The following is a 26,582-nucleotide window of genomic DNA, read 5'->3' on the forward strand; positions in this document are numbered from 1 at the left end:
GAGCCGAAATGTCAGACTGGATCACCGACTACTTCACCGATGTCGACGCCATGCGCCTGGATGAGTACGTCGCCCGGCACACCGACGACGCGACCGTCATCTTCGCCAACAACCCGCCCGCCGTCGGCAAAGCCGCTATCGGGGAGGCGATCGGCGGGTTCTGGTCGATGATCGGCGGGTTGCGCCACGAGCGCCGGAACGTGTGGTACGTGAACGATGGGGACACCGCCGTGCTGGAGACGCTGGTGCACTACACCACCAAGGGCGGTACGGAAGTCAACCTGCCGTGTGTGTCCCTTCTGGACCGGCGCGACGGGCTGGTCAGCTCGCTGCGGGTGCACATCGACCTCGCCCCGCTGTTCACCGAGATCACCGCGGAATCCACCGCCGAGGCCGCCCGGTGAGCGGGCGGATCGCGGTCGTCACCGGCGCCGCCAACGGGATCGGCCGCGCCTACGCCCGGCGCCTGGCCGCGGATGGCGCGACGGTCGCCGTGCTCGATCGGGCTGCCGCGGACGTGACCATCGCGGAGATCGAGGACGCGGGCGGCAAGGGCATCGGCGTCCTGACCGACCTGACCGACCCGGACTCGCTCGACGCCGCGGCGGAAGAGATCACCGAGCGGCTGGGTACCCCGCAGATCCTGGTGAACAACGTCGGGATCTACCCGAACAAGCCGTTCGAGAAGCTCACGTTCACCGACTGGCGGACCATGTTCGAGGTCAACGTGGACACGCTTTTCCGCGTGACACAAGCTTTCCTGCCCGGGATGAAGGACTCGGGCTGGGGCCGGATCGTGAACATGAGCTCGAACTCCATCGGTCTCGTCATCCCCGGGTTCACGCACTACCTGTCGAGCAAGATGGCGGTCATCGGGTTCACCCGCGGGCTCGCCACGGAGGTCGCCGAACACGGCATCACGGTCAACGCCATCGCGCCGAGTCTCGTGCGGACGCCCGGCACCGAGGCCGGGCCGGCCGAGTTCTTCGACATCGTCCCACAGTTGCAGGCGATCAAACGGCTGCAGCAACCGGGCGATCTCGTCGGCACACTGTCCTTTCTGGTCTCCGACGACGCGGCTTTCACCACCGGTCAGACGTTGTACGTCGACGGTGGGCTGGTTCGCACGTGACGGGAGTCGCCGAGGCCGCGCGCGTGCTCGCCGGGCTGGGACTGGTCACCGCGTTCGGCCATGTCTCCGCCCGGCGGCACGACACGGTCCTGGTGACCCCGCCGGTGGATCTCGCGACCGTCGACGAGGCCGACCTGGTGACGGTGTCACTCGACGCGGCCGAGCTACCACCGGGCGCACCACCGGAAACGTGGCTGCATCTGGCGATCTACCGGCGCAGGCCGGATGTCGCCGCGATCGCCCGCGCACAACCGGAATCGCTGTTCACGGCCGCCGCCGTGACCGACGAGCTACGCCCGCTGCACGGGCAGGCGTGCTGGCTCGGTGCCCGCGTGCCGGTGCACCCGGTGCCGCGGCTGGTGCGCACGCCGGAGCTGGCGGCCGCGGTCCCGGTCGGTGACGGCGAAGCGATCCTGTTGCGGGGTAACGGAGGAGCGACCTTCGGTGCGACACCGGGGCTGGCCGTCGCGCGGATGTGGTTGCTGGACATGGCTTGTCGCGTGTGGACGGACGCGCACGCGAGCGGCAAACCCGAGCCGCTCGGCGACGAGGACGTCCGCGCCTGGCGCGCGGCGGAAGGACCGCTGCTGGAACGGTTGTGGCAGCACCTCAAACATCGTACGGGGAAAGGGGAAACAGCGTGACCAAGCCGGAGATCGGCCGGAGTGTCCAGGCGGGCGGCATCACCACGAACTACCTCGAGGCCGGTGACGGACCGGAAACGGTGGTGCTGATCCACGGTTCCGGTCCCGGTGTGACCGCGTACGCCAACTGGCGGCTGGTGCTGCCGGAGCTGGCGAAGCGGTTCCGGGTGCTCGCGCCGGACATGGCCGGCTTCGGCTACACCGACCGTCCCGAAGGGATCGAGTACGGCCTGGAAACCTGGGTACGGCAGACGATCGGCTTCCTCGACGCGCTCGGCATCGAGAAGGCACACCTGGTGGGCAACAGCTTCGGCGGCGCGATCGCGTTGCGGCTCGCGGCCCGGCATCCGGAGCGGGTCGGGCGGCTGGTGCTGATGGGCAGCATGGGCGTGGACTTCCCGATCACCGAAGGCCTGGAACGGGTGTGGGGTTACGAGCCGTCGTTCGAGAACATGCGCAAGGTGCTCGACGTGTTCGCGTACTCGCGCGAGATCGTCAACGACGAACTCGCCCAGGTGCGGTACGAAGGCAGTATCCAGCCCGGCTTCCAGGAAGCGTTTTCCGCGATGTTCCCGGCGCCGAGGCAGCGCTGGGTGGCGGCGATGACGACCCCGGAGGATGAGCTGAAACGGTTGCCGCACCGGACACTCGTCGTGCACGGCCGCGAGGACCAGGTGATCCCGCTCGCCAATTCCTACCGGCTCGCGGAGCTGCTCGACAACGCGGACCTGGCCGTGTTCTCCCACTGCGGGCACTGGTCGATGATCGAGCGGACCGCCGATTTCACCCGGCTCGTGCGAGACTTCCTGTCGTGACGGAGTGGACGCCCGAGCGGGTCGCGGACGAACTGCTGGCCCGCGAGCGTGACCGGCGGGACGGCGGGCGGCTCGTCGACGAATGGCCACAACTGGATCTCGCGACCGCGTATGCGGCGCAAGACGCGCTGGTACGCAAGAAGGTCGACGCGGGGGAGCGGGTCGTCGGGGTGAAGCTCGGGCTGACCTCGCGGGCGAAACAGGAACGGATGGGTATCCGGTCCCCGCTGACCGGGTGGCTCACCGATGGGATGGTGCTGGCAGCGGGTGAGCCCGTGCCGCCGCTGATCCATCCACGGGTCGAGCCGGAGATCGTGTTCGTGCTCGGGAAACCCTTGCGGGGCCCGGGAATCACGGCAGCGGTCGCACTCGGCGCCGTCGCCTCGGTGCACGCCGGGTTCGAGGTCATCGACAGCCGTTACACAGACTTCCGGTTCACCCTGCCCGACGTGGTCGCCGACAACGCCTCGGCCGCGCGGTTCGTCGTGGGCGCCACCGGTGTCCCGCCGTCGGCGCTCGACCTGCGGCTCGAGGCGTGCGTGCTGAGCGTGCGGGGCGAGCCGGTCGATTCGGCCACGGGTGCCGCGGTCCAGGGCCATCCGGCCGAAGCGCTGGCACTGGCGGCGAACGACCTCGGGCGGCGCGGTATCGGGCTGGAAGCGGGCTGGCTCGTGCTGACCGGCGGGCTCACCGACGCCATTCCGTTGCGGCAGAAGGAAATCGTGACCGCGGAGTTCAGTCACCTGGGCACCGTGCACATCGAGGGAGGATGACCGTGCCGATCGTGGAGATCAACCTGCTCGAAGGGCGCCCGCCGGAGCAGATCCGGGAGCTGATCCGCCGCGTGCACGAGGCGGTCGAAGGCGCGCTCGACGCCCCGGCCAGCTCGATCCGGATCCTGGTGCGGGAAATCCCGCCCGCCCACTGGGCGGCCGGTGGCGTGACGAAGGACGAGTCCGGCTGACCCCGCGGGCCGATTCAGCCGTTCGCCGGGATGAGGGTCGCTGTCCAGGCCTCGCGGGCGAAGGTGGGATCGCCCCAGCCGCTGGTGGGTGACTTGGCCGTCCAGGCGGCGTATTCGTACATCGAGGCGATCAACCCGTCGCGGGCTTCGAACGCGAACACGAAGTGGTTGGCCGCTTGTTCACCGTCGAGCGATCCCTCCACCCTCGCCTCGATCACCACCAGCGGACCGTTGGCCGCGACGCGTTTGCCTTCGAGGCGGACGCTGGACACCACTTCGCCGTGGTGGCTCGCGAAGATCGCGCGGGCAGTGTCCTTGCCGGTGAGCAGGCCTTCCGGCGGGTTCTGCTCGGTGGCGGGGACCGGGATCATGATCCGCACGTCGTCCGCCAGCAGCGCGACGAAGCCGTCCCAGTCGCCGGTGGCCGCGCCGCGCTGCAGCGCTCGGAACGCCGTGAGTGCGACGTCAACGGCGCCGGGGTCCGCCGAGCGGAGGTCGAGCGGGGCGGGGCCCGGTCCGAACGCCGGGGTGATGTCCATGTGGACCCGGTAGTCGGTGATCCGGTCGCCGGCCAGCCAGATGACCGTGACGCACGGCAGCGCGAGCGCGGTCCCGTCCGGGGCTTCGGTTTCGATGGTGAACCGGCAGAACAGCTGATCACCGATCTCGGCGACCTGGTCGACGACATGGCGGGTCCACGGCAGCGCGCCGGCGGCACCGGCCGTGGCCGCCACGATGGCGTCCCGGCCGGTGAGCGTCTCGCCGTTGCCGAAGGTGTAGGTCGCGTCGCCGGCGAACCAGTCGCCGAACGACTCGGCGTCACCGGCGTCGACGGCGGCGCACATGGCGTGCACCATCTTCTCGCGGTCGACGGCGGTCATGACTTCTTCTGCAAGGAGAGCCCGTGACGGGTCATCACCTGCGCCACGAGCGTCATGTCCCGCGGCCCGGGCGGCAGTTCGCTGAGTTCGCGGTAGTAGTTCTCCAGGCCGGGCGGTGAGACGACGGCGACGACCCGGGTTTCCTCGTCGAACGGGTTGTAGAACATGTGCGGCACGCCGCGCGGCATGAGCAGCGAGTCGCCTTGGCCGAGCACGTGTTCCTGGCCGTCGAGTTCGATGGTGACCTTGCCCTGGACGCAGATGAACAGTTCGTCCTCGCGGCTGTGGATGTGCGTCGGCGGTCCGCCGAGCTCCGGCGGCACGACGTACTCGAACAGCGAGTACGCCCCCTTGGTGTCGGCGCCGGTCAGCCGGGTGTAGATGCCCAGGCCGATCGCGCCGACGTTGGTGCCCTCGCCGGAGCGGACGACTCGGTGTTCGCGGGTGGTCATGATGGTTCCTCCTCAGAGCGCGATACTGGTGGGCGCGGAGTCGAGTGGTGTCACCGCCGGCGGGCTGGGCCGCTCGGCGAGCCGGTCGAGCAGCGCGGGCGTGACCTTGCGGTACGCCGCGGGGGAGATCGGGCCGAGCCAGTGCGCGGCGCGGGTGCGGCGGCCGATCTGCAGGCCGAGATCGCCGAGCACCTCGTCCACGTTGTGCATCGAGAACGGGAGGATCTTGGTGCCGCGGCAGTGGTGGGTGTCGGTCGCCTCGTCCATGAACGCGAGCTGGCCGACGACGTCGGCGCGGCGGGTCTCCTCCTCGGGCAGGGTGAGCGCGCCGGCGAGGTCGGCCGCGATCCAGACCGCGGCCATCTCGGCGTTGAGCGGGCTGAAGAACGACGAGTTGTAGCCGTTGAAGTACAAGCCGGGGACGCCGAGCGGCTGGATCTGCCGGTACAGCATGAAGTTGCCGCGCTCGTCGAACAGTTGCCGCTGCACTCCTCCGTCCAGGAACGGCACGCCCTGGGTGAAACCGGTGGCGCAGACCACCAGGTCCGCGGGCAGCACCGTGCCGTCGGCGAGTTCGGCGCTGGGCCGGCCGCCGTCCGTGCCGAGCCGCGTGATCGTCGTGTCCCGGTGGACGTGGATCGAGCCGCCGGCCACGCCTTCGAAGAAGCCTTCGGTGGCCAGGCCGATCGCGCCCTTGACGATGTCCTCCATCCGGCCGCGCGGCAGCAGCCCGTGCCGGTTGAGTCCGAACTGCCGCACCGACACCGAACCGACGGAGTTCAGCATCGCGCGGCGCAGCCGGTTTCCGGGCCCGTGCAAGAACTTCTCGAAACCGCGCAGCCGCCGGTACCGGAACAACGCCTCGCCGAGGCGGGTCAGCATCAGCATCTTGAAGTTCAGCAGCCCGCCGATCTTGCGGGGCAGCTTCCACACCATCTGCCGGGCGATCACGTCGGTGCGGGCCGCGACTTCGCTGATCGCGACCGCCACATCGCACGCCGACTTGCCATAGCCGACAACGAGTACGTGCTTGTCCCGGGCGTCCTCGACGTCGTGGAACTCGCAGCCCGCCAGCAATCGCCCGCCCGCGGCCACGAACTCCTCGCGGCCGGCGAAGCCGGGGATCGACGGCTCGCAGAAGACCCCGTTGGCGACCACGACCCGGTCGTAGGTGGCGGTGCTCGCCTTGCCGTTGGCGCGGGAGGTCACCGCCCAGCCATCGCCGTCGCGGACGACGGACTCGACGGTCGTCTCCAACCGCAGGCATGCCGACAACCCGAACTCGGTGACGTAGGACTCCAGGTATCGCTGCACCTGAGCGCCGGTCGGCCATTCGGGAAGGTCGCGCGGCATCGGGTGATCGGAGAACGAGTACTGCGTCTTGGGGCTCTGGGTGGTGAGGCCGGGATAGCGCCGGGTCCGGCTCCACACCCCGCCGACGTCCGGTGTCCGGTCGAACACTTCGACGTCATGACCGGCTTGGGTCAGCACCTTGGCCGTGGTGAGCCCGGCAACCCCGGCCCCGATGATCGCGACGCGCATGGCTGCTCCTCGTGTCCGGCGCCGTTGCGGTAGGAACCACAGCGTGCGGCCGGGACGGCGGATCGCCAATCGATGGTCCCGCTCACTGGGACGGCGGGTCCGGGCGGGCCACCCATCGCCGGCTCGAGTAGGCGCGACTGGCGGCCGCGGCGGCCATCCGGACCGCGGGCCCGATCAGGTCGGGACGCACGGCGTGACTGGGGCCGGTGACCGACAGCGCCGCGACCACGGTGCCGGTCGCGTCGAAGATCGGGCCCGCGACGCAGCTCACGCCGACGTTGCCCTCCTCGCGGTCGTAGGCCCAGCCGCGATCCGGGATGGCGGCGAGTTCGCGCCGCAGCGCGGTCGGGCTGGTGATCGTGCGCGGGGTGCGCCGGTGCAGCCCGGCGGCGATCACGGACTCCAGCGAGTCCTCGCCGGACCAGGCCAGGATGGCCCGTCCGAGACCGGAGCAGTGCGCCGGGATCGTGCCGCCCACCTGGGACAGCATCGGCATCGGCCGGTGCCCGGTGATCTTCTCCACGACCAGCACCTCGGTGCCCTCGAGCACCCCGAGCTGCACCGTGGTCTTGGCCGCCGCGTACAGGTCCTGCAGGAACGGCAGCACCGCCTCGCGAAGTTCGTGCCGGACCGGCACCAGGCCGGACAGCTCGAACAGCCGGTTGCCGATCCGGTACCGGTCGTGTGGCTTGTCCAGCCAGCCCAGTTCGATCATCCGCGCCGCCGTGCGGTGCACGGTCGAGCGCGGCAGCCCGGAGCGCCGGACCAGTTCGGACAGCCCCAGCTCACGATGCGTGACGTCGAACGCGTCGAGCAGGGCGGCCGCGCGCGCCAGCGATCCGTCCGCTGCGGCGTGCAAGTCCCGGTGAGCGGGACTCATGCTTGGTCCGCTCCGCTCATGCGTCCACTGTAGAACCCACCATGGATACCAGTCACCCCAACGCCCGCACCGCCCTCGTCGGCGGTGGCGCCGGCGGGATCGGCGCGGCCATCGCTGCGGCGCTGCTCGCCACCGGACACCGTGTCGTGCTCGCCGGGCGGACGCCGGCGACGCTGGCCGAAACCGCCTCCGCCCTGAAAGGCTCCGCGAACCAGGTCGACCACATCGTGGCGGACCTGTCCGATCCGGCCGACGCGGCCGGGATCGTGGCGGAGGTCCGCGAGCGGCACGGTTCGGTCGACGTCGTCGTGGCCAATGCCGGCGGCCCCGCGCCGGGACGGGTACTCGACATCTCCGAAGAGCAGTGGCACCACGACCTCGACCTGCTGCTCCTCGGTCCGCTGGCCCTGATGCGCGCCGCGCTGCCGGGCATGGCGGAGCGTGGTTTCGGCCGCGTCGTGGTGGTCACCTCGACCGCCGTGCGGCAGCCCCAGCCCGGGCTGGCGGCCTCGACGGTGCTGCGGTCCGCGGTCACCGCGGCGGCCAAGCTCGCCGCGCTGGAACACGCCGGCCACGGCGTGACGGTCAACTGCGTCGCCCCCGGCGCGACCGACACCCCGCGACGCCGTGAGATCCTGCGCAGCCGCGCCGCCGCGGCCGGCACCGACCTCGCGGCCGCTGCCGCCGAGGACGCCGCGGCCATCCCGGCAGGCCGCCCCGCACAGCCGGACGAGGTGGCCGCCGCGGTCGCGTTCCTGGCCTCGCCGGAGGCGCGGTACGTCAACGGCACCGTGCTCACCGTCGACGGCGGGCGTACGGAATCCCCCTGGTGAGAGGAAAACAGCGATGGCGACCGCAGGACCCGAGTTCTCCATGACCGACTTCCTCGCCGGCCTCACCCACGTGGTGCGGCCCGGCGCCGGGCGCCCGCTGGTCGTGCACGACGAGGACCTGGAGACGATCCCGCCCGGCTCGGTGCCGAACCCGACCACGCTGCGCGTCGCCGGCGCGCTGCCGACCGCGACGTTCGAGTTGTTCCGGCAGGTGATCCCGCCGGGCGCCGATTCGGACATGCAGCGGCACTACCACGAGACCGTCCACTTTGTACTGACCGGCGATGGGCACAGCGAGATCCAGAGCGCCGAGGACCCGGACGGGCAGCCCGTCACGGTCACGTGGACCACGGGTTCGTTCGTCTACACGCCACCGTGGGCCTGGCACCGCCACTTCAACGACTCGGCTGACCGGCCGGCCGAGTTCCTGACCATCGAGAACTCCCGGCTGCTCGCCCTGTTCGGACTGGCCCGCCGGGAGAGCGCCGGATTGGCCACCCTGGTCGAGGCCCGTGCCCGGTTCGACTGCGAGGAGGAACGATGACCGACCTGCCGATCCCCGGGCACATCAGCATCTGGGGCGAACTCGCCGACCTCGACCACACCGTGCGGCACGTCGACGTCCCGCTGGCCGGGCGAACCGTGCGCACCAGGGTGCTGCAGGCCGGGGCCGGCCCGGAACTGGTGCTGCTGCACGGAACGGGCGGGCATCTCGAGGCCTACTCCCGCGACTTCGCCGGCCTGGCACGGGACTTCCACGTCACCGCCTACGACATGGTCGGCCATGGCTGGTCGGATCTGCCGGACCTGCCGTACACCATCGACGTCCTGTCGGAGCATCTCGTCGCACTGCTGGAGGTGCTGGACATCGAGCGGGCGCACCTGTCCGGTGAGTCCCTCGGTGGCTGGGTGGTGGCCTGGACCGCCGCGCACCATCCCGGTCGCGTGGACCGGCTGGTGCTCAACACGCCCGGCAACATCGCGAACAAACCGGGAGTCATGCATCGGATGCGCGAGAGCACGATGGCCGCCGTCCGCGACCCGAGCGATGCCACGGTCCGCCGTCGGGTGGAGTTCCTGTTCCACCACAAGGAGTTGGTCACCGACGAGCTGGTGAACCTGCGCCGGGCGGTCTACTCGCGTCCGGGCTTCGTGCAGGCGATCACCAACACACTGGTGTTGCAGGATCCCGAGATCCGCAAGGACTTCGCGTGGGATCCGTCGTGGGTTTCGAAGGTGGCGGCGCCGACGTTGCTGTTGTGGACCACGCACGATCCGACCGGCGGGCTCGACGAGGCCGAGCTGCTGCTGGAATGGCTCCCCGACGCGCGTCTGCACGTCATCGAGGACGCCGGGCACTGGCCGCAATGGGAACAGGTCGCCGAGTTCCTGGACGTGCACCGCGCCTGGCTGCTGTTCGGAAAGGTCCCGTCCTGATGGCGGAGATCGCCGGTTTCGCCGGCATGTCCCACAGCCCGTTCGCGAACCTGCTGCCGCCCGATGGGGAAAACGGCCCGGGAGCGCTGTTTCTCGCCGACGCGGGCCGCGTTCGCGAGGCCGTGGCGCACCTCGCGCCGGACGCGGTCGTCGTCATCGGGCCGGATCACTTCCACGCCAACTTCTACGACGTGATGCCGCCTTTCGTGCTCGGTGTCGAGGAGGCCGTCGGGTTCGGCGACTACGGCAGCACGCCCGGCCCGCTGCCGGTGGCGGGCAAGCTCGCCTGGCCGCTGCACGCGGCGCTGACCGCGGCTGGGTTCGACCTGTCGCTGTCTTATTCGCTGACCGTCGACCACGGCATCGTGCAGAGCTACGAGATGATCACCGGTGGTACCGCGCTGCCGATGGTGCCGCTGGTCGTGAACACCGCCGCGCCGCCGCTACCTTCGTTGCGGCGCTGTGTTTCTCTCGGGCAGGCGCTCGGCGCCGCGCTGCGTGCGGCCGATTTCCCGGGGCGGATCCTGGTTGTGGCTAGCGGGGGCCTGTCGCATTGGCTGCCTTCCAACGATCCGCGGGACCCGGCCGTGGCCGGTGACCGGCGCTCGGCCCTCATCCACGGCCGGGCCGATGTCCGGACGTTCGCCACCGCGCGAGAACCCGGAGTGCGCGCGATGGGCGGCAACCCGGCGGCGCGGGTCAACGCCGAATGGGACCGCTGGTTCCTCGACCGGCTGGCCGCCGATGACGCCGCCGGGATCGCCGCGCAGGGCCACGAGCACCTCGAAGACCACGCCGGCAGCGGCGGCCACGAGGTGCGATGCTGGTTGATCGGCCAGATCGCCGTCGGCCTGCCCCTGGTCTGGACCAGCTACGAGCCAGTGCCGGAGTGGATCACCGGGATGGGGATCGGCACCACCTTTTCGGTTGTCTGAAGGGGAAACTGCCCCGAATGACTACTGATGCTGGACCCACGCTATGAAGTCCGCGGCGAGACCAGGCGGGTTCGCCGCCACTGCTTGCTCGGCGATCGCGTCGTAGTACTCCAATTCGTGGACGAGCACCGGGATGGGGCGTTTGAAGATCGCCTCGATCAGGCCGGTGGTGTGCAGGTGGCCGGCCAGCCGAACACAGACGTCGACGAAGCGCTGCGAGACCTGCTCCTCCGATTCCACTTCCAGACTCCGGATCCACTCGCCGCGAAGGTGCGCGCCGGCCGCATCTTGGGAGCTGACGGCGAGTTGGTTCTGCAGCCAGAAGGCGTAGTTCCAGCGTGCCTCGGCGTGGTCGGCGGGAGGCCCCGCGCGCAGCAAGGTCGACCCGCGTTGCGCGGCCAGCATCTGCTGGACGCGCGCTTCGGTGTTGTAGCCGATCGTCACCGTCGGTCGGGATGGGTCGTCGTCTTCGTCCTCGACAAGCAGCGACACCACGTAGATATCGCTGGTTTCGGTAGCCGGAATGGCGGAGATCGCCTGCGTGGCGGTGTGTTGCAGGTGGTTCTCGAAGGTTGTGCGCACCGAGTCCTCCATTTCAGTGCGGAACCGTGGTCGTGCGGATCGGTCCTGTCATTCCAGTGAGGCGCTCGCTGCCCGCAGTTCGTCCAGGGCTGCCAACGCGTACTGGGCGAAGTTGTCGTCGCCGTCGCGGTCGCCGTCGGCCCATTCGGCGTAGGCGCGTTTGAAGGCGAGGACGCCGAGTTCGCTGGCAAGTGCCGCGGTCGGGTCGGGCACGCCGCGGGCGGTCAGGGCGGTCGTCATCGCGGAGGCGAGGCTGACGGTCTTGAGGGCGTCGCGCTGCTGGAGTTCGGTGCTGGTGGCGATGGCCGCTCTCAGCCGGGGGGCGAACTCGCGGTTGAAGGTGCCCATCGCGGTCGAGGCGCGTTCGAGACCGGCGGCGACCGCCTCGAGGGGAGTGGCGTCGGCGGGCGCCTCGGTGATCCCCTCGGTGAGCAGCAGGCTCAGCGTTTCCTGCCCGGCCACGAGTAGCTCGCGCTTGTCGGGGAAGTGCCGGAAGAACGTGCTTTTGGTGACCCCGGCGCGCTCCGCGATCTGCACCACGGTGGTGGCGTCGTAGCCCTGCTCGGTGAACAGGTCGACGGCCGCCACGACGAGACGTTCGCGTGCCCCTGGTTCCCATCGGCCCATGGGTCCATCATATGTGACGGGACTCTTGTCCCATCACTCTGCTAAAGTGACGGGACAAGAGTCCCATCACGTGGAAGAGGGTTCCATGCGCGTCTTCGTCACTGGCGGCACCGGTCTGATCGGGTCCGCCGTCGTCGCCGAACTGCTCGGCAACGGCCACACCGTCCTCGCCCTCGTCCGCTCCGACGCGTCCGCCCAGGTCGCGGCGCAGGCGGGCGCCGAGTCGCTCCGGGGCACCCTCGCCGACCTGGACGTCCTGCGCGCCGGCGCGGCCCGGGCCGATGGGGTGATCCACCTCGCGTTCGCCAATGACTTCAGCAGCGCGGAGACCGTCGCCCGCGCGGTCGCCGAGGAAACCGCCGCCATGGCAACGCTCGGCGAGGAACTCATCGGCAGCGACCGGCCCCTGGTCACCGTCTCGGGCACGCCCTATGTGCCGGGCCGCGTCTCCACCGAGGCCGACCCGCTCACCACCGACGGTCCGGTCGGTGGCCGCTCCCTCGCGGTCAGGGCGGTCCTGGACCTGGCGTCGCAGGGGGTTCGCAGCACGGCCATCCGCCTGCCGCGCACGGTGCACAACGAGGGCGACGGCGGGTTCGCCGGTGTGCTGACCGGCATCGCGCGCCAGAGCGGAGTGTCGGGCTACCCCGGCGACGGCACACAACGCTGGCCCGCGGTGCACGCGCTGGACGCGGCGGTCCTGTTCCGGCTCGCCCTGGAGCAGGCCGAAGCGGGCACCGCCTGGCACGCCGTGGCCGACGAGGGGGACCAGGTGCGCGACATCGCCGCGGTCATCGGCCGGCGGCTCGGCCTGCCGGTCCAGTCGGTGCCGGTGGAGAGCTACGGGGCGCTCGGCCAGATCTTCGCCGCCGACCAGCCCTCGTCGAGCACCCACACGCGGCAGGCGCTCGGCTGGGAGCCGAAGCACCCGAGCCTGCTGGAGGACCTGGAAAACATCAAGCCCTGACCAGCGGCGGTGCCCAGAGCACGCCGACCAGCCGGCGTGCTCTGGGGGAGCGGGGCTCCGCGTCCTGAGTGAACGGTTCCGAAAACGTCCGCTACCCGTCGAGCTTGGCCCAGAACGCTTCCAGCGCGGTGGCTACGGGGCGCGGGCTCTCGGTCGGCCACCAGTGTCCGACCGCCAGTTCGGCGATCTCGGCCCCGCTCGCCTCGGCCGCGGCCCGATGCTGCGCAAGGGTTCCGTTCCCCAGGCCCACATCCTCGGTCGCGACGAGCGCGAGCCCCGGTCGCTGCCGCGCCTTCGCGAGCTCGCGCCCGGCCTTGGCCATCACCGGCTGGATCGCCGACCGGTACAGGGAAAGAACAGCCTGCCCCATCCCGTCATCCAGGCTCGCGGCGACGCGTTCCGCGCCCGTACCGGTCATGCCCAGCGCCTCGGCCACGGCGAGCCGCTTCGCGAAGGGGCCGCCGAACAGCTCCTTGACCGACTCTTCCCCGAGACCGTCCTGCTGCCACACCTGAGCCCGCTTGTGCCAGCGGTAATCAGCCGCGTACAGGCCGAGCGCGTCCGACGCCCAGCTGCGGACCAGATCGGGCCGCGTCATCGCGATCCGGACCACATGGCCGCCACCCCAGTCGTGCCCGACGACATCAACCGGTTCACGGAACTGGCCCAGCCGCTCGGCGAGCCACTCCCCGTATGCCTCGACGGTGGCCGGGAAATCGCGCGTCGCAGGCGAACCGAAGCCGGGTGGGGAGAGCGTGAAAGCGTCGTCCCGGCCCAGCTCCGCGAGAAGCGGCCCCCACACGGTGGCATTTTCCGGGTTGCCGTGCACCAGAACAAGCGGGACGCGAGACATTACTGGCTCCTCATCGGCAGAATAAATGTGCATGCGTACACGCAAGTTATAGCACCGGACGAAGACCGTGTGCCACCACGGAGATTGCGCCGACAGGAACCGGGAGTCAGCCGCTGAAGGCCGCGCGCACCGAGCGCGTCGCCTCGCGGATGACGGCCGGCAGATTCCGCACCGGCGGTGTCGCGATCAGCTGCATCCCGGTCCCGCGCAGCAGGGCCAGCAACAACACCGCGGCCGCGGCCGGATCGGCGTCGCCCCGGATCGAACCGTCCGCCACCCCCTGTCGCACCAGGTCGGCGAGGTACCGGCGGAAACTCTTGTCCCGCTGGGCGAACAGCGGCGCCAGCAAGGGATCCGCCGCGATCGCCTCACCCCACAACTGCAGGAACGCCCGAGTCGACGGGGTTCGGTCGGCGATGTTGCGCAGGTACGCCTCGACGAGCCCGGTCAGGTGCGCCAACCCGTTTCCCTCGTACGGCGGGATCTCGAACCACCGTCCCGCGTCCACCACCGCCTCCAGGAGACGCTCCCGGCTGCCGAAATGGTGGTACACGATCCCGCGGCTGTATCCCGCGGCCTCGCCCACCTGCGCGAGCGTGACCCCGCGCGAGCCGTTGCGGGCGATGAGGTCCATTGCCGCGTCGAGCACCCGGCGTTCGGTCTCGGCGCGTCGCTGCTCCTGCGTCCGCCGGGGTGGGGTTTCGGCCACTTCTCGTTCTCCCAGGGGGTCGGTCGTTCTTGCTGAGAGTGTGACCGGTAGCGGTCGTTGTGGCGAACCGCACGCCTGTGCGTGGCGTCACTGCGGTACGTTTCGGGGCGACCCTCTGAGGGGAGGCAGCGTGGCGCAGCCCGGGCACGTCGCGGTGATCGGTGCGGGGCTCGGCGGGGTGCGGACCGCCGAACAACTGCGGAGCGCGGGGTTCGAGGGTGCGATCAGCCTCGTCGGAGCCGAACCGCACGCGCCGTACGACCGGCCACCGCTGTCGAAGCAGGTACTCACCGGAGCCTGGGCCGCGGAACGGGTTGTGCTGCGTGACCTCGCCGCCCTCGCGGAGATCGATGTCGACACCCGTTTCGGTGTGCCGGCGGTCGCGCTGCACGAGGGCACGGTGGAACTGGCCGACGGGACCACACTGGACGCCGACGCCTTCGTGATCGCGACCGGGGCCGACCCCCGCAGATTGCCCGGCCAGCCCGAGGAAGTGCACACGTTGCGCACCCTGGACGACGCGTTGTCGCTGCGGGCGGCTTTGGCGGGTGCGAAGTCCCTCTTGGTGGTGGGTGGCGGTTTCATCGGCGCCGAGGTCGCCAGCGGCGCGGCCGGTCAGGGCCTGCGCGTGACGGTGATCGAGGCCGCGCGGGTGCCGTGCGAACGCGCGCTCGGGCCCGAAGTGGGTGTCCTCTGTGGACGGTTGATCACCGAGGGCGGGGTAGAGCTGAGGCTGGGCGCCACCTTGACGAGGTTTGTCGACGCCCACACCGTGGAGCTGGCCGGTGGCGAGCAGGTGACGGCCGATGTCGTGCTCGTCGGGATAGGCGCGGCACCCGCCCTGGGCTGGCTGAGCCGGTCCGATGTGGACGTGACGAACGGGATCGCCTGTGACGCCTCGGGCCGGGTGCTCGGCGCGCCCGGGGTATGGGCCGTCGGAGATGTCGCGGCCTGGGCGGATCCGGTGCGGGGCAAGCACTTCCGGCACGAGCATTGGACCAGTGCCGTGGACCAGGCCACCGTGGTGGCGCGGGACATCGTCGGCGCCGAGCCGCAGCCACGCGGCCTGCCGTACTTCTGGTCGGACCAGTTCGGGTTGAAGATTCAGGGCATCGGGCATCCGGACCTGGGGGACACCGTGGTGCGGCTCAAGGGCGAGGGTCTCGCCGGTGGTGCGGTCAAGGGCACGGTGGCGGGCTACTTCGCGGACGAGCGCCTGGTCGGTGTGGTCGGCTTCGGCGCGGCGAAATGGGTGGCGCGATACCGGGCCCTGGTCGGCAAAGGCGCCGATCGCGCCGAGGCCCTCGCGCTGGAATAGGGCATTCTCACAAGCTGGGACGAGAAATCGCACGGAGAGGCGGGACGTTGATCACCGTGGGCCCGAGGGAGGTAACGGTGAAGTTCCTGCTCATTACGTTGATCACGCATGTGCCCGATCCGGTGACCGGGGTTCGCTCGTCGACGACGGAGCGGTTCCGGCAGGTGGTGGACAACGCCGTGCTGGCGGAGGAACTCGGGTTCGACGGGTACGGGGTCGGCGAGCGGCATGAGCGGCCGTTCATCTCGTCCTCGCCGCCGGTGGTGCTGAGCCATATCGCGGCCCGGACGTCGCGGATCCGGTTGTTCACGGCGGTGACCACGTTGAGTCTGCTGGATCCGGTGCGGGCGTTCGAGGATTACGCGACACTGGATCACCTCTCGGGCGGCCGGCTGGAGCTGATCATCGGCAAGGGCAATGGCGCGGCGCAGCGTGCGCTGTTCCACGTCACACCGGAAAACCAGTGGGCGCGCAATATCGAGGCCTACGAGCTGTTCCGGCGGTTGTGGCGGGAGGACGAGGTCACCTGGTCCGGGCGGTTCCGGCCGTCGCTGGCCGGGGCCGAGACATGGCCACGTCCGCTGCAGCAGCCGATCCGGGTGTGGCATGGCAGTGCGACGAGCCGTGAGTCGGTGGATCTGGCGGCGAAATGGGGTGATCCGCTGTTCTCGGCGAACGTGACCAACCCGATCGATCCCTATGCCGAACTGATCCGGTACTACCGGGAACGGTGGGCGTTCCACGGGCACGACCCGGCGGCGGCGATCGTGGGTGCGGGCACCGCCGGGTTCTACGCGGCGCGGACCTCGCAGGAGGCGCTGGCCGTGTACCGGCCGATCTTCGAAGGGCGGCTGGCGTTGCAGCGCTCACTGGGGCTGCCGGTGGTGTTCGGCACGCTGGAGGATTTCGTCGAGCGCAGCTCGGCGTTGATCGGCAGCCCGCGGCAGATCATCGACAAGGTGCACCGCTACCACGAACAGTTCGGGCACCAGGTGGTGCACCTGCACGCGGACGGCGACGGGCTCAACGACAAGCAGCACCGTGAAACTCTCGAGCTGTTCCAGAGCGAGATCGCGCCGGCGCTGCGGAGCGACATCCCCGGTCCGGCGTGGGTCGGTGAGGCCGCGTGAACGACGTGATACTGGACAACGCGGCGTGGGCGTCACTGACCGGGCCGCACGCACGGTTCGCCGAACGCCACGGCCAGGCCGCGCGCTATCCCGTGGCGGTGGCGCCTTTCCTCGCGGTGGCACCGGATCCGGACGAGCGCGTGTGGGACGACATCGCGGCGCTGGCCGGGCCGGGTGCGACGGTTCCGATCCCCGGCGGGATCACGCCGCCACCGGACTGGGACACGGTGGACCGAATTCCCGGCGTGCAGATGGTCGACGCCGGGGTCGCGGCGGAGCACGACCCGGAAGCGGTCCGGCTGACCGCGGCGGACGTGCCCCAGATGCTGGCGCTGGTGGAGCGGACCAAGCCGGGCCCGTTCCGCCCGCGCACCATCGAACTGGGCACCTATCTCGGGATCCGCCGCGGCGGCGCGCTGATCGCGATGGCGGGCGAACGGATGCACCCGCCGGGCTGGACGGAGATCAGCGCGGTGTGCACCGACCCGGCGTTCCGCGGCCACGGGCTGGCGACCCGGCTCGTACTGGCCGTGGCCGCCGGGATCCGAGAGCGCGGTGAAACCCCGTTCCTGCACGCGTCCGCGTCCAACACGAACGCGATCCGGCTGTACGAGTCGCTCGGGTTCCGCCTGCGGCAACGGACGACCTTCACCGCCGTCCGGGTGCCGGCCGCTGTCGGGTCCATAGTGGACTGAGCTTCCTGGCCGGGTGTTCACAATGTGAGAGCCCGCGACAAGAGAGCATCGCCGCGCGCATGATGGTCGGCAAACTGCCGACGGCGGGAGGTTCGCGCGTGCCCGAGATCGCGTTGTCCGTGCTGGATCTCGTCCCGATCAGTGAAGGTGCGACGGCCGCTGTCGCGGTGCGTAACGCGATCGATCTCGCCCAGCGGACAGAGCTCTTGGGGTACAAGCGATACTGGCTCGCCGAACACCATCTCAACGCCGGCGTCGCGGGTACGTCGCCACCGGTGGTCGCCGCGCTCATCGCGGACGCGACACGGCGGATCCGGGTGGGTTCGGCGGGCGTCCAGCTGGCCCACCGGACACCGCTGTCGGTGGTGGAGGAGTTCGGCCTGATCGACGCCCTGCATCCGGGCCGGCTGGACATCGGGCTGGGCCGCAGTGGCAAACAGCTCCTGAAGGAACGCGCCGCGCGGCCGGAACCGCCACCGGCCGCGCCGGCGCCGGACAACGGATTGCTTGTCCCGCAACGGGTCGACCTGCGGAAACTCGCCGGCTCTCCACGCGTGGCGCTCACCTTCGCGCTGTTGCAGCAACCCGGCGCAGAATCGCCGGACTACGGCGAGCAGGTCGACGACATCCTCGCGCTGCTCGAAGGAACCTACCGCTCGGCGGAGGGGCACGAAGCCCATGCGATTCCCGGTGAGGGCGCCGAGGTCGAGGTGTGGATCCTGGGCAGCAGCGGTGGGCAGAGCGCGAACGTGGCGGGGCGCCGGGGACTGCGGTTCGCGGCGAACTATCACGTGAGCCCGGCGACCGTGCTCGACGCGGTCGCGGGTTACCGGGCGGCTTTCCGGCCGTCGCGGTACTTGTCACGGCCGTATGTGGCGGTCTCGGCGGATGTCGTCGTCGCCGAAGACGACGCGAAGGCGCGGGAACTCGCGGCCGGGTACGGGTTGTGGGTGCACGGCATCCGCACCGGCCAGGGCGCGATCCCGTTCCCTGCCCCGGAAACCGCGGCCGCGCACAAGTGGACCAGCGAGGATCGTGCGCTCGTCGCGGACCGAGTGGACACCCAGTTCGTCGGCTCCCCGAAGACCGTCGTGGAGAAACTGCGGCAGTTACGGGACGCGACCGGCGCGGACGAACTTGCGATCACCACCATCACCCACGGCCACCGTGACCGGGTCCGTTCCTACGAGTTACTGGCCGGGGAATGGTTCCGGTACTAGACAATCCACTGTAGACAGTCCTTTGTTCAGGTTTTGTACGGCCAGCATGTGGGAGCTCATCGACAACGGCGCGGGCGTCGTTCAGGGTTCAACCATGACGGAGCTTGCGGCGGATGTGCTGGTCATCGGCGGTGGACCCGCCGCCACCTGGGCGGCGGTGAAGGCGGCCCAAGCCGGGGCCGATGTGGTGCTGGCGGACAAGGGATATTGCGGGACGAGCGGGGCGACCGCCTCGGCCGGGACCGGAGTCTGGTACGTGCCACCGGATCCGGCGAGCCGGGAGGCCGCGATGGCCGGCCGCGAGGGGCTCGGCGGGTATCTCGCGGACCGGGGCTGGATGGCCCGCGTCCTCGACCAGACGTATGAAGGCATGGCGGAGCTCGCCGAGGCCGGCGGCTACCCGTTCCCGCTGGACGACGAGGGGCGCCAGCGGCGCCAGGGTGTCCAGGGACCGGAGTACCTGCGGCGGATGCGGATCCGCGTGCGGCGGGCCGGGGTGCTGATCCTCGATCACAGCCCGGTCACCGAGCTGCTGCTCGACAGCGACGGCGCGGTCGCGGGTGCGGCGGGCCACCGGCGGCAGGAGGACGCGGCGTACCGGGTGCGGGCCGGCGCGGTGGTGCTGGCCACCGGGGGCTGTGCGTTCCTGTCCGGTGCGCTCGGCTGCGATGTCAACACGGGTGACGGCGCGCTGATGGCGGCCGAGGCCGGGGCGGTGCTGTCGGGCATGGAGTTCTCCAACGCCTACGCGATCGCCCCCGCGTTCACGTCGGTCACCAAGACCGCGTTCTACACCTACGCGACCTTCTACCACGAGGACGGCACCGTGCTCGACGGCGCGGGCAGCCAGCGCGGCCGGTCGGTGATCGCCCGCGCGTTGCTGTCCGAGCGGGTGTTCGCGCAACTGGACCACGCGGGCGAACAGGTGCGCCAAGCGATGCGACTGGCGCAGCCGAACTTCTTCCTCACCTTCGACCGGCTCGGCATCGACCCGTTCACGCAGAAGTTCGAGGTGACGCTGCTCGCCGAAGGCACGGTGCGCGGTACCGGCGGCATCCGGCTCACCGGATCCGACTGCGCCACCGGGGTTCCCGGGCTCTACGCGGCCGGTGACGCGGCGACCCGCGAACTGATCTGTGGTGGTTTCACCGGCGGTGGCAGCCACAACGCCGCGTGGGCGATGTCGTCGGGCACCTGGGCCGGCCGCGCGGCCGCGCTGCACGCCCGGCGGTTCCGCGGGACCACGCGGCGCCTGCGCCCGGCCGGGACGACCGGCCTGCGGCCCTCGGGCAGCCCCGGTGCTCCCGGCGAGCATCGCGAGATCGTGCGGGCGGTCCAGGACGAAGTGCTGCCCTACGACAAGAACTTCCTGCGCGACGGTTCCCGGCTGGCGCCCGCGCTGGCCGCGCTGGACACGACGTGGGCGAGGGCGCGGGAATCCTTGCACGGCACCGGCCGTGATGCCGTCCGCGCCCGCGAGGCCGCGGCCATGACGGCGCACGCTCGCTGGATGTACTCGGCGGCGCTGGCCCGAACCGAGACCCGGGGCATGCACAAGCGCGCGGACTTCTCGCGGCAGGATCCTTTCCAGCACCACCGGTTGCTGACCGGTGGTCTGGACAACGTGTGGGTGACGCCGGAGTCCGCGGCGGCGAACCGGAGGGCGTCGTGATCGAGCTGGTCTCCGCGCAGCGCTGCGTGTCCTGCGACAAATGCGTCCGGGTGTGCCCGACCGACGTGTTCGAATCCGGCCCCGGCGGGATCCCGGTGATCGCGCGCCAGTCCGACTGCCAGACCTGTTTCCTGTGCGAGGCCTACTGCCCGGTCGACGCGCTTTACGTGGCACCGCAGACACATCCGCTGCCCGAACCGGCCGACGAGCGGCGGCTCGCCGCCGACGGACTGCTCGGCAGCTACCGGGCCGCGCTCGGCTGGGGCCACGGGCGGACACCCGGCGCCGCGCTGGTGCCGCCCATCCCGCTGCGGCACGAGACCGGGGGCAAGTCATGACCGCGCCGGCGCTGCGCGAACTGGCCCTGACCGGCGAGCGGCGCGTCGTCCACCTCCCGCGCTGGCTCCGTCGCGCCGCGGTCATCGTCGTGCTTTTCGGGGTGTGGCAACTGGTTTCGGTGCTGGGCTGGCTGCCTGAGCAGACCCTGTCCTCGCCGGCACAGGTGGTCACGGCGGCCGGCGGGATGATCTCCAGCGGGGAGCTCGGCGAGGCGATGCTGACCTCGATCGGCCGGGTCGGGCTCGGACTCGGATTCGGGATCCCGGCCGGGCTGCTGCTGGCGCTCGTGAGCGGGCTGTTCCGGGCCGGCGAGGACCTGGTGGACAGCCCGATGCAGATGCTGCGGACGCTGCCGTTCCTGGGCATCACGCCGCTGTTCATCCTGTGGTTCGGGGTCGGGGACACGCCGAAGATCGCGCTGGTGTTCCTCGGCGTGTGTTTCCCCGTCTACATCAACACGTTCGTCGGGATCCGCAACGTCGACGGCAAGCTCGTCGAGGCCGCGCGCACGTTCGATCCGGGCCGCTGGCGGCTGACCTGGTCGGTGATCGTCCCGGGCGCGCTGCCGAACATCCTCGTCGGGATCCGGCTCGCGCTCGGTACCGCGTGGCTCGCGCTCGTCGTCGGCGAGCAGATCAACGCCGACGGCGGGATCGGCTATCTCATGCTCAACGCCCAGAACAATCTCGAGACCGACCGGATCGTGGTGTGCCTGGTGATCTACGCCCTGCTCGGACTGCTCTCGGACGCGATCGTGCGCGTCCTCGAACGTGTGCTGCTGTCCTGGCGGCAGAGCTTCGCGGGAGCGTGACATGACCGAACTCCGTGACCTCGAAGTGCGTGCCCCGGCCAGCGCCGCGGTGATCGTCGAGGACGTGCACCGCGCGTTCGGCGACCGGGAGATCCTGCGCGGGGCCGACCTGCGGGTGGCCGACGGCGAGTTCGTCGCGTTGCTCGGCGCGAGCGGTTCCGGCAAGAGCACGTTGCTGCGCATCGTGGGCGCTCTCGACGGGGGCGCGCGTGGCCGCGTCGCGGTACCGGCGCGCAGCTCGATCGCGTTCCAGGAACCCCGGTTGCTGCCGTGGCGGCGGGTGTGGCGCAATGTCGCGTTCGGACTGCCCGCCCAGGACCGGCGGCGCCGCGCCCTGGCCGCGCTGGCCGAGGTCGGGCTCACCGGACTCGCCGACGCGTGGCCGAAAACCCTGTCGGGCGGGGAAGCGCAACGGGTCGCGCTGGCCCGCGCGCTCGTGCGCGACCCGCAGCTGCTGCTGCTCGACGAGCCGCTCGCGTCGCTCGACGCGCTCACCCGGTTGAAGATGCAGCAGCTGATCGCGCAGTTGTGGGCGCGTCACGGGTTCAGCGCGATCCTGGTCACCCACGACGTCGACGAGGCGCTCGTGCTGGCCGACCGGGCCGTCGTGCTGCGCGACGGGCGGCTGACCGAGGAGCTGACCGTCGACCTGCCGCGCCCGCGAGACCCGGGCGGCGAGCGGTTCGCCGCGCTGCGCGCCCGGCTGCTGACCTGGCTCGGCGTGCCGCGCCCCTGAACTCCCTTACCCCGCAAAGGATCCCACCGTGCGAAAACTCGTTCTTCCCGTGCTCCTGCTGATGCTGGCGCTGGCCGCCTGCGGTGGCGGCAGCTCCGCGTCCGGCGGCACGCTGCGCGTCGGCGTGATCGTCGCGAGCGGCAACGAGCCTTCGGGTATCGAAAACTGGGCGTACCAGCAGGGAATCCTGCAGAGCCGGCTGAAGGCCGCCGGGATCGACTCGGTGCAGTTCGTCGGCTTTCCCAACGGCCCCAACCTCAACCAGGCGCTCAAGGGCGGTTCGCTCGATGTCGGCGTGCTCGGCGACACCCCGGCCATCTCGGGCCGCGCGGCGGACCTGCCCACTCAGCTGTCCGGCGTGAGCGTCCGGGGCCAGGAAGCCTGGCTGATCGCCGCACCCGGCGTGCACAGCCTCGCCGACCTGAAGGGCAAGACCGTTGCCACGCAACAGGGTTCGTACATGCACCGGTACCTCGTCGGCCTGCTCGACTCGGCCGGGCTGGCCTCCTCGGTAAAGGTGACGTTCCTGCTCGCGAACAGCGCCCAGCAGGCACTGGACAAGGGCGACATCGCGGCGTACGCGGCGCCGGTCTCGACCGGTCCGCTGCTGCTGTCCAAGGGATACACGGCGATCGACAAGGCGAGCGCGCATCCCGGCCTGACCGGCAACAGCTACATCACCATCTCGCAGGACGCGGCGAAGCAGCACCCGCAGCTGGCGGCCGCGTGGAACACGGCGATCGCCGACGCCGCCACGAAACTCAAGGCCGACCCGGAGCAGTACTACGCCTACGTGGCCAAGATCAGCGGGCTGCCGGTGGACGTCGTGCGCGCGTCGTATCCGGCCAGCGTGTTCGGTGATCCCCGGCCCACGGCCGCCGATGTGCGGACGGTGCAGGACACGCTGAACTTCCTGGTGGCGCAGAAGCTCGCCGCGGCCCCGTTCGACGTGAACAGCTGGGTCGCGCCCGGCGTCGCGGCCGCCTGATGCCCAGGGCCCGGCCACGAGCCACCGCCGTCCCGCCCGAGACCGACGTGCTCGTTCTCGGTGGCGGGCCCGCCGGCACCTGGGCGGCGCTGGCCGCCGCGGCCGCGGGCGCCCGGGTCACGCTGGCGGACAAGGGATTCTGCGGCACCTCGGGCGCGGCGGCCGCGGGTGGCAACAACCTCTGGTACGTGCCGCCGGGCCCCGGCCGCGAGAAGGCGATCGCCGCGCGCGAAGCGGCCGCGGGTGGCTTGACCGAGCGCGCGTGGATGGTCGGGATTCTCGAGCGCACCTGGGAGGCCGTCGCCCAGCTCGCCGACTGGGGCTACCCGTTCCCGGTGACCGAAAGCGGCGAGCAGTACCGAGGCAGCCTGCAGGGACCGGAGTACCTCCGGCTGATGCGGCGGCGGGTCACCCGCGCGGGCGTCGTGATCCTCGACCAGTCCCCGGCCGTGGAGCTGTTGCTGGCGCCGGACGGTGTCGTGGCCGGGGCCGCCGGGGTGCGGCGCCAGGAGGGCGGGCGACGCTGGGAGCTGCGCGCGGGCGCGGTCGTGCTGGCGACCGGCGGCTGCGCGTTCCTCTCGGGTGCGCTCGGGCTGAACGTCGACACCGGCGACGGCGCGCTGATGGCCGCCGAAGCCGGGGCGGAGCTGTCCGGCATGGAATTCTCCTGCCAGTACGGGATAGCGCCCGCGTTCGGCGCCCAGACGAAAGGGCTGATGTACCAGTTCGCCACGTTCACCGACGCCGACGGCACGGAAGTGGCGGACTCCTCGCTCGGGAGCGGCAACGTCACCGTGCAACGCGCCGCGCTGCGCGGGCCGGTCTACGCCCGCCTCGACAAGGCCCCGCCGGACCTCCGGGAGCGGATGCGGTGGTCGCAGCCGAACTTCTTCCTGCCACTGGACAAGATGGGCATCGACCCGTTCACCGAACGGTTTCCGGTGCGGTTCGTGCTGGAGGGCACCGTCCGCGGTACCGGCGGGCTGAGGGTCGCCGGCACCGGCTGTGCGACCACGGTGCCCGGCCTGTTCGTGGCGGGCGACGCCGCGTCACGTGAGCTCGTCACCGGGGCGGTGACCGGCGGCGGCAGCCATAACGGATCCTGGGCGATCTCGTCGGGCGGCTGGGCCGGAGCCGCGGCGGCCCGGTTCGCGACCGAACATCCCCGGCCGGCGGTCACCCGGCCGGCCGGGGAGGCGGGGATCCGGCCGCGCGGCCGCGGCGGCATCCGGCACGAGGAGGTGATCGCGACGGTGCAGGAGCACGTACTTCCGTTGGCGCGGAACCGGTTCCGCACCGAGAACGGGCTACGGGAGTCCTTGTCCATATTGGACTCAATGTGGCAAGACGTCGTCGCCGGGCTCGGCCCCGACGCCGAGGGTGGGCTGCGCAGCCGCCAAGCAGCGGCGATGCTCGCGCACGCCCGGTGGATGTACACCAGCGCACTGGCCAGACCCGAGTCCCGCGGGCTGCAGATCCGCGACGACTGGCCCGGCGCGGACCCGGGCAGGGCACACCGGATCCGGACCGGTGGCCTCGACAAGATCTGGACGGCGGCATGATCGAAGTGCTGAGCGGGGACCGCTGCGTGGACTGCGACATCTGCGTGGAAGTCTGCCCGACGAACGTGTTCGACGCGGTCGCGGACGATCATCCGGTGATCGCGCGGCAGGCCGACTGCCAGACGTGTTTCCTGTGCGAGGCCTACTGCCCGGCCGACGCGCTCTTCGTGGCGCCGTTGTCCGATCCGGCGCCGCCCGGATCCGGGCTGACCGACGAAGCCGCCCTGGCCGCCGCCGGCCGGTTCGGCGAGTACCGGCGCTGGCTCGGCTGGGGGAAGGGGCGCACACCTGGCAGCAGTCGCGACGAGAACCGGTTTTTCACCGCGAGACTGCGTGCGCTGCAAGAGGAAACGGGCCCGTGAAATCCGTTGCCGTCGCGCGGCTCGACCTGTCCTGGCTCGCCGGCCGGATCGGGGAGCGCACCGCGCGCGGGATCGCGCTGGCGGTCGCGGCGCTGATCCGCGACGGCGAAGTGCCGCCAGGCACCCGGTTCCCGACCGTGCGGGAGCTGGCCGCCGCACTGTCGGTCAGCCCGGCGACGGTCTCCGAGGCCTGGTCGGTCCTGCGTGGCGAGCAGCTGATCGACACCGGGCGCCGGCGCGGGACGACGGCGCTGCCACCACCACCGGGAACGCGGCCCGGCAACGGTTTCCACGGCTGGTCGGCGATCGACCTGGAACGGGGGGATCCCGATCCGGCGCTGCTCCCGCCGCTGGCGGACGCGGTCGCCGCCGGTGCCCGCACGGAACGGCTCAACAGCAGGGAAAAGGACTTCATCACGCCGCGCCTGCTCGCCGCGGTCGCGCCGACGTGGCCGTTCAGCCCCGAGGCGTGGACGGTGGTCGCTGGCGGGTACGAGGGCAGCCTGCTGGCGTGCCGGGCGGTGGCTCGCCCCGGAGACTTGGTGGCATTGGAGGAACCGAGCGCGCCGCGGCTGCTGGACGCCTTGCGCGGGTCCCGGATCCGGATCGTGCCGGTGCAGTGGGACGAGGAAGGTCCCCGGCCCGACTCGCTCGCCCGCGCGCTCGAGCACCGGCCGGCCGCGTTCGTGTACCAGCCGCGCGCCCATGTCCCTTATGGACGGTCGGTGTCCGCGGACCGGGTCGCGCAACTGGCGGATATCCTGGAGACGCACGGGCGGGGCACGGCGGTCGTCGAGGACGACCACCTCGGCCCGCTCGCCACGACGCCGCTGGTGAGTATCGGCCGGCACCTGCCCGAGCGCGTGCTGCTGATCCGCTCCTACTGCAAGGCTTACGGCTTGGAGCTGCGCAGCTGTGTGGTAGCCGGTGCGGCGCCGCTCGTCCAGCGGGTCCGATCCCGGCACAGCCTCAGTATGGTTTGGACCAGTCGGATCCTGCAGGACGCGCAGGCGTTTCTCATCAACGATCCGGCGACGACGCTGCTGTTGCGGCAGGCACGGGAGCAGTATCGGCTACGGCGTACCGCGCTGGCGGAAGCCTTGCGGGCAGAGGGTTTCGACGTGCGGGTCCGGGACGGGCTGATGCTGTGGGTGCCGGTACCGGACGAGACCAGGGCACTGGTGACCCTGGCCGGCCACGGGGTTTCCGTCGCGCCGGGCAGCCATTGTTTCGTGGAACCACCGCGCGAGCAGCACATCCGGATCGCGACCGGCCAGCTGCCCGACGATCCCGGCCGGATCTCGGACCTCGCCGCCCTGGTGGCGGACGCCGCGCGGGGCTGATCGAGTCCGAAGTGGACACGGCTGCGGCGGTCCATCCGGCGCGCGCCGCGCTGCTACCTCCGTTGCAGGACGCGGTCACGGCGAGCGCGCGGCGGACTCTAGCCCCCGGCCACCGGGATCGCCAGCCCTTCCCAGATCCTGGATTGTCCACTA

General features: G+C 70.9%; 31 protein-coding genes. 23 read left to right on the forward strand and 8 right to left on the reverse strand.

Annotated elements, in window-relative coordinates; translation table 11 throughout:
• Positions 1 to 8: 8 nt before the first annotated feature.
• Genes LOZ83_RS34590 through LOZ83_RS34615 form a run of 6 tightly spaced genes read left to right on the forward strand, consistent with a single transcriptional unit; the run spans position 9 to position 3,555 of the window.
• A complete protein-coding gene (locus LOZ83_RS34590) occupies positions 9 to 404 on the forward strand; it encodes a nuclear transport factor 2 family protein (protein WP_236796070.1) in 396 nt (131 codons plus the stop codon).
• Entirely contained in the window at positions 401 to 1,132 is a 732-nt protein-coding gene (locus LOZ83_RS34595) for an SDR family NAD(P)-dependent oxidoreductase (protein ID WP_236796071.1), read from the forward strand. Before LOZ83_RS34590 ends, LOZ83_RS34595 begins: the two co-directional genes overlap by 4 nt.
• Positions 1,129 to 1,776 (forward strand): class II aldolase/adducin family protein, encoded by a 648-nt coding sequence (locus LOZ83_RS34600; protein WP_236796072.1) that lies wholly within the window; start codon positions 1,129 to 1,131, stop codon positions 1,774 to 1,776. Before LOZ83_RS34595 ends, LOZ83_RS34600 begins: the two co-directional genes overlap by 4 nt.
• Positions 1,773 to 2,591 carry an alpha/beta fold hydrolase gene (locus LOZ83_RS34605; RefSeq protein ID WP_236796073.1) on the forward strand — a complete coding sequence of 273 codons (819 nt, stop codon included), beginning with the start codon at positions 1,773 to 1,775 and terminating at the stop codon, positions 2,589 to 2,591. The genes LOZ83_RS34600 and LOZ83_RS34605 overlap by 4 nt, the downstream gene beginning before the upstream one ends.
• Positions 2,588 to 3,364 carry a 2-keto-4-pentenoate hydratase gene (locus LOZ83_RS34610; RefSeq protein WP_374202756.1) on the forward strand — a complete coding sequence of 259 codons (777 nt, stop codon included), beginning with the start codon at positions 2,588 to 2,590 and terminating at the stop codon, positions 3,362 to 3,364. The genes LOZ83_RS34605 and LOZ83_RS34610 overlap by 4 nt, the downstream gene beginning before the upstream one ends.
• The gene (locus tag LOZ83_RS34615) at positions 3,361 to 3,555 is read left to right on the forward strand and encodes a tautomerase family protein (protein ID WP_236796074.1); all 195 of its coding nucleotides are present in this window, start codon (positions 3,361 to 3,363) and stop codon (positions 3,553 to 3,555) included. Before LOZ83_RS34610 ends, LOZ83_RS34615 begins: the two co-directional genes overlap by 4 nt.
• A 14-nt stretch (positions 3,556 to 3,569) precedes the next feature.
• On the opposite strand, the gene LOZ83_RS34620 is transcribed toward LOZ83_RS34615, so the two are convergent.
• From LOZ83_RS34620 to LOZ83_RS34635, 4 genes are all read right to left on the reverse strand, one after another.
• Positions 3,570 to 4,436: a nuclear transport factor 2 family protein gene (locus LOZ83_RS34620; protein WP_236796075.1), complete on the reverse strand. Its 867-nt coding sequence runs from the start codon at positions 4,434 to 4,436 to the stop codon at positions 3,570 to 3,572.
• A complete protein-coding gene (locus LOZ83_RS34625; protein ID WP_236796076.1) occupies positions 4,433 to 4,888 on the reverse strand; it encodes a cupin domain-containing protein in 456 nt (151 codons plus the stop codon). The genes LOZ83_RS34620 and LOZ83_RS34625 overlap by 4 nt, the downstream gene beginning before the upstream one ends.
• 12 nt (positions 4,889 to 4,900) lie before the next feature.
• A complete protein-coding gene (locus LOZ83_RS34630) occupies positions 4,901 to 6,430 on the reverse strand; it encodes an NAD(P)/FAD-dependent oxidoreductase (RefSeq protein WP_236796077.1) in 1,530 nt (509 codons plus the stop codon).
• Between the two features lie 82 nt (positions 6,431 to 6,512).
• Positions 6,513 to 7,310, reverse strand: a complete 798-nt coding sequence (locus LOZ83_RS34635) for an IclR family transcriptional regulator (RefSeq protein WP_236796078.1) — start codon at positions 7,308 to 7,310, stop codon at positions 6,513 to 6,515.
• Positions 7,311 to 7,351: 41 nt separating this feature from the next.
• Here LOZ83_RS34635 and LOZ83_RS34640 point away from each other — a divergent pair, with 41 nt between their 5' ends.
• Genes LOZ83_RS34640 through LOZ83_RS34655 form a run of 4 tightly spaced genes read left to right on the forward strand, consistent with a single transcriptional unit; the run spans position 7,352 to position 10,515 of the window.
• On the forward strand, positions 7,352 to 8,143 hold the full coding sequence (locus LOZ83_RS34640) for an SDR family oxidoreductase (protein ID WP_236796079.1): 792 nt from the start codon (positions 7,352 to 7,354) through the stop codon (positions 8,141 to 8,143).
• Between the two features lie 13 nt (positions 8,144 to 8,156).
• A complete protein-coding gene (locus tag LOZ83_RS34645) occupies positions 8,157 to 8,687 on the forward strand; it encodes a cupin domain-containing protein (protein ID WP_236796080.1) in 531 nt (176 codons plus the stop codon).
• Positions 8,684 to 9,580 carry an alpha/beta fold hydrolase gene (locus tag LOZ83_RS34650; RefSeq protein ID WP_236796081.1) on the forward strand — a complete coding sequence of 299 codons (897 nt, stop codon included), beginning with the start codon at positions 8,684 to 8,686 and terminating at the stop codon, positions 9,578 to 9,580. Before LOZ83_RS34645 ends, LOZ83_RS34650 begins: the two co-directional genes overlap by 4 nt.
• Positions 9,580 to 10,515: a 2,3-dihydroxyphenylpropionate 1,2-dioxygenase gene (locus LOZ83_RS34655; RefSeq protein WP_236796082.1), complete on the forward strand. Its 936-nt coding sequence runs from the start codon at positions 9,580 to 9,582 to the stop codon at positions 10,513 to 10,515. Before LOZ83_RS34650 ends, LOZ83_RS34655 begins: the two co-directional genes overlap by 1 nt.
• Before the next feature lie 21 nt (positions 10,516 to 10,536).
• Here LOZ83_RS34655 and LOZ83_RS34660 read toward each other — a convergent pair whose 3' ends face one another.
• Together LOZ83_RS34660 and LOZ83_RS34665 are read right to left on the reverse strand one after the other, a co-directional pair.
• Positions 10,537 to 11,097, reverse strand: coding sequence for a hypothetical protein (locus LOZ83_RS34660; protein WP_236796083.1), 561 nt, complete (start codon positions 11,095 to 11,097; stop codon positions 10,537 to 10,539).
• Between the two features lie 48 nt (positions 11,098 to 11,145).
• The gene (locus LOZ83_RS34665; RefSeq protein WP_236796084.1) at positions 11,146 to 11,724 is read right to left on the reverse strand and encodes a TetR/AcrR family transcriptional regulator; all 579 of its coding nucleotides are present in this window, start codon (positions 11,722 to 11,724) and stop codon (positions 11,146 to 11,148) included.
• A gap of 85 nt (positions 11,725 to 11,809) precedes the next feature.
• Here LOZ83_RS34665 and LOZ83_RS34670 point away from each other — a divergent pair, with 85 nt between their 5' ends.
• Positions 11,810 to 12,691, forward strand: coding sequence for an SDR family oxidoreductase (locus LOZ83_RS34670; RefSeq protein WP_236796085.1), 882 nt, complete (start codon positions 11,810 to 11,812; stop codon positions 12,689 to 12,691).
• A gap of 91 nt (positions 12,692 to 12,782) precedes the next feature.
• Here the strand turns inward: LOZ83_RS34670 and LOZ83_RS34675 are convergent, their stop codons facing one another.
• Together LOZ83_RS34675 and LOZ83_RS34680 are read right to left on the reverse strand one after the other, a co-directional pair.
• Positions 12,783 to 13,544, reverse strand: a complete 762-nt coding sequence (locus tag LOZ83_RS34675) for an alpha/beta fold hydrolase (protein WP_236796086.1) — start codon at positions 13,542 to 13,544, stop codon at positions 12,783 to 12,785.
• 106 nt (positions 13,545 to 13,650) lie between these two features.
• A complete protein-coding gene (locus LOZ83_RS34680; protein WP_236796087.1) occupies positions 13,651 to 14,253 on the reverse strand; it encodes a TetR/AcrR family transcriptional regulator in 603 nt (200 codons plus the stop codon).
• Between the two features lie 130 nt (positions 14,254 to 14,383).
• Here LOZ83_RS34680 and LOZ83_RS34685 point away from each other — a divergent pair, with 130 nt between their 5' ends.
• From LOZ83_RS34685 to LOZ83_RS34740, 12 genes are all read left to right on the forward strand, one after another.
• The gene (locus tag LOZ83_RS34685) at positions 14,384 to 15,571 is read left to right on the forward strand and encodes an FAD-dependent oxidoreductase (RefSeq protein ID WP_236796088.1); all 1,188 of its coding nucleotides are present in this window, start codon (positions 14,384 to 14,386) and stop codon (positions 15,569 to 15,571) included.
• 77 nt (positions 15,572 to 15,648) lie between these two features.
• A complete protein-coding gene (locus tag LOZ83_RS34690) occupies positions 15,649 to 16,701 on the forward strand; it encodes an LLM class flavin-dependent oxidoreductase (RefSeq protein WP_236796089.1) in 1,053 nt (350 codons plus the stop codon).
• Positions 16,698 to 17,396 carry a GNAT family N-acetyltransferase gene (locus LOZ83_RS34695; protein ID WP_236796090.1) on the forward strand — a complete coding sequence of 233 codons (699 nt, stop codon included), beginning with the start codon at positions 16,698 to 16,700 and terminating at the stop codon, positions 17,394 to 17,396. The genes LOZ83_RS34690 and LOZ83_RS34695 overlap by 4 nt, the downstream gene beginning before the upstream one ends.
• A gap of 98 nt (positions 17,397 to 17,494) precedes the next feature.
• Positions 17,495 to 18,616 carry an MsnO8 family LLM class oxidoreductase gene (locus tag LOZ83_RS34700; protein ID WP_236796091.1) on the forward strand — a complete coding sequence of 374 codons (1,122 nt, stop codon included), beginning with the start codon at positions 17,495 to 17,497 and terminating at the stop codon, positions 18,614 to 18,616.
• 94 nt (positions 18,617 to 18,710) lie between these two features.
• Positions 18,711 to 20,288 (forward strand): FAD-binding protein, encoded by a 1,578-nt coding sequence (locus LOZ83_RS34705; RefSeq protein ID WP_236796092.1) that lies wholly within the window; start codon positions 18,711 to 18,713, stop codon positions 20,286 to 20,288.
• The gene (locus tag LOZ83_RS34710) at positions 20,285 to 20,626 is read left to right on the forward strand and encodes a ferredoxin family protein (RefSeq protein ID WP_236796093.1); all 342 of its coding nucleotides are present in this window, start codon (positions 20,285 to 20,287) and stop codon (positions 20,624 to 20,626) included. The genes LOZ83_RS34705 and LOZ83_RS34710 overlap by 4 nt, the downstream gene beginning before the upstream one ends.
• Complete coding sequence (locus LOZ83_RS34715; protein ID WP_236796094.1) at positions 20,623 to 21,438, forward strand: ABC transporter permease; 816 nt, start codon at positions 20,623 to 20,625, stop codon at positions 21,436 to 21,438. The genes LOZ83_RS34710 and LOZ83_RS34715 overlap by 4 nt, the downstream gene beginning before the upstream one ends.
• A gap of 1 nt (position 21,439) precedes the next feature.
• On the forward strand, positions 21,440 to 22,174 hold the full coding sequence (locus LOZ83_RS34720) for an ABC transporter ATP-binding protein (RefSeq protein ID WP_236796095.1): 735 nt from the start codon (positions 21,440 to 21,442) through the stop codon (positions 22,172 to 22,174).
• Positions 22,175 to 22,202: 28 nt separating this feature from the next.
• Positions 22,203 to 23,162 carry an ABC transporter substrate-binding protein gene (locus tag LOZ83_RS34725; protein ID WP_236796096.1) on the forward strand — a complete coding sequence of 320 codons (960 nt, stop codon included), beginning with the start codon at positions 22,203 to 22,205 and terminating at the stop codon, positions 23,160 to 23,162.
• The gene (locus LOZ83_RS34730; protein ID WP_236796097.1) at positions 23,162 to 24,724 is read left to right on the forward strand and encodes an FAD-binding protein; all 1,563 of its coding nucleotides are present in this window, start codon (positions 23,162 to 23,164) and stop codon (positions 24,722 to 24,724) included. Before LOZ83_RS34725 ends, LOZ83_RS34730 begins: the two co-directional genes overlap by 1 nt.
• Positions 24,721 to 25,086 carry a ferredoxin family protein gene (locus LOZ83_RS34735; RefSeq protein WP_236796098.1) on the forward strand — a complete coding sequence of 122 codons (366 nt, stop codon included), beginning with the start codon at positions 24,721 to 24,723 and terminating at the stop codon, positions 25,084 to 25,086. Before LOZ83_RS34730 ends, LOZ83_RS34735 begins: the two co-directional genes overlap by 4 nt.
• Entirely contained in the window at positions 25,083 to 26,429 is a 1,347-nt protein-coding gene (locus LOZ83_RS34740) for a PLP-dependent aminotransferase family protein (protein WP_236796099.1), read from the forward strand. Before LOZ83_RS34735 ends, LOZ83_RS34740 begins: the two co-directional genes overlap by 4 nt.
• Positions 26,430 to 26,582: the final 153 nt, after the last annotated feature.

Source organism: Amycolatopsis sp. GM8 (assembly GCF_021653975.1).
Classification (GTDB): Bacteria; Actinomycetota; Actinomycetes; order Mycobacteriales; family Pseudonocardiaceae; genus Amycolatopsis_E.

Coding starts and splice junctions, on each gene's coding strand:
- LOZ83_RS34615 (WP_236796074.1), top strand. CDS start 3,361: ATGACCGTGCCGATCGTGGAGATCAACCTGCTCGAAGGGCGCCCGCCG.
- LOZ83_RS34635 (WP_236796078.1), bottom strand. CDS start 7,310: ATGAGTCCCGCTCACCGGGACTTGCACGCCGCAGCGGACGGATCGCTG.
- LOZ83_RS34720 (WP_236796095.1), top strand. CDS start 21,440: ATGACCGAACTCCGTGACCTCGAAGTGCGTGCCCCGGCCAGCGCCGCG.
- LOZ83_RS34705 (WP_236796092.1), top strand. CDS start 18,711: ATGACGGAGCTTGCGGCGGATGTGCTGGTCATCGGCGGTGGACCCGCC.
- LOZ83_RS34620 (WP_236796075.1), bottom strand. CDS start 4,436: ATGACCGCCGTCGACCGCGAGAAGATGGTGCACGCCATGTGCGCCGCC.
- LOZ83_RS34640 (WP_236796079.1), top strand. CDS start 7,352: ATGGATACCAGTCACCCCAACGCCCGCACCGCCCTCGTCGGCGGTGGC.
- LOZ83_RS34645 (WP_236796080.1), top strand. CDS start 8,157: ATGGCGACCGCAGGACCCGAGTTCTCCATGACCGACTTCCTCGCCGGC.
- LOZ83_RS34730 (WP_236796097.1), top strand. CDS start 23,162: ATGCCCAGGGCCCGGCCACGAGCCACCGCCGTCCCGCCCGAGACCGAC.
- LOZ83_RS34630 (WP_236796077.1), bottom strand. CDS start 6,430: ATGCGCGTCGCGATCATCGGGGCCGGGGTTGCCGGGCTCACCACGGCC.
- LOZ83_RS34670 (WP_236796085.1), top strand. CDS start 11,810: ATGCGCGTCTTCGTCACTGGCGGCACCGGTCTGATCGGGTCCGCCGTC.
- LOZ83_RS34590 (WP_236796070.1), top strand. CDS start 9: ATGTCAGACTGGATCACCGACTACTTCACCGATGTCGACGCCATGCGC.
- LOZ83_RS34650 (WP_236796081.1), top strand. CDS start 8,684: ATGACCGACCTGCCGATCCCCGGGCACATCAGCATCTGGGGCGAACTC.
- LOZ83_RS34665 (WP_236796084.1), bottom strand. CDS start 11,724: ATGGGCCGATGGGAACCAGGGGCACGCGAACGTCTCGTCGTGGCGGCC.
- LOZ83_RS34675 (WP_236796086.1), bottom strand. CDS start 13,544: ATGTCTCGCGTCCCGCTTGTTCTGGTGCACGGCAACCCGGAAAATGCC.
- LOZ83_RS34625 (WP_236796076.1), bottom strand. CDS start 4,888: ATGACCACCCGCGAACACCGAGTCGTCCGCTCCGGCGAGGGCACCAAC.
- LOZ83_RS34735 (WP_236796098.1), top strand. CDS start 24,721: ATGATCGAAGTGCTGAGCGGGGACCGCTGCGTGGACTGCGACATCTGC.
- LOZ83_RS34715 (WP_236796094.1), top strand. CDS start 20,623: ATGACCGCGCCGGCGCTGCGCGAACTGGCCCTGACCGGCGAGCGGCGC.
- LOZ83_RS34655 (WP_236796082.1), top strand. CDS start 9,580: ATGGCGGAGATCGCCGGTTTCGCCGGCATGTCCCACAGCCCGTTCGCG.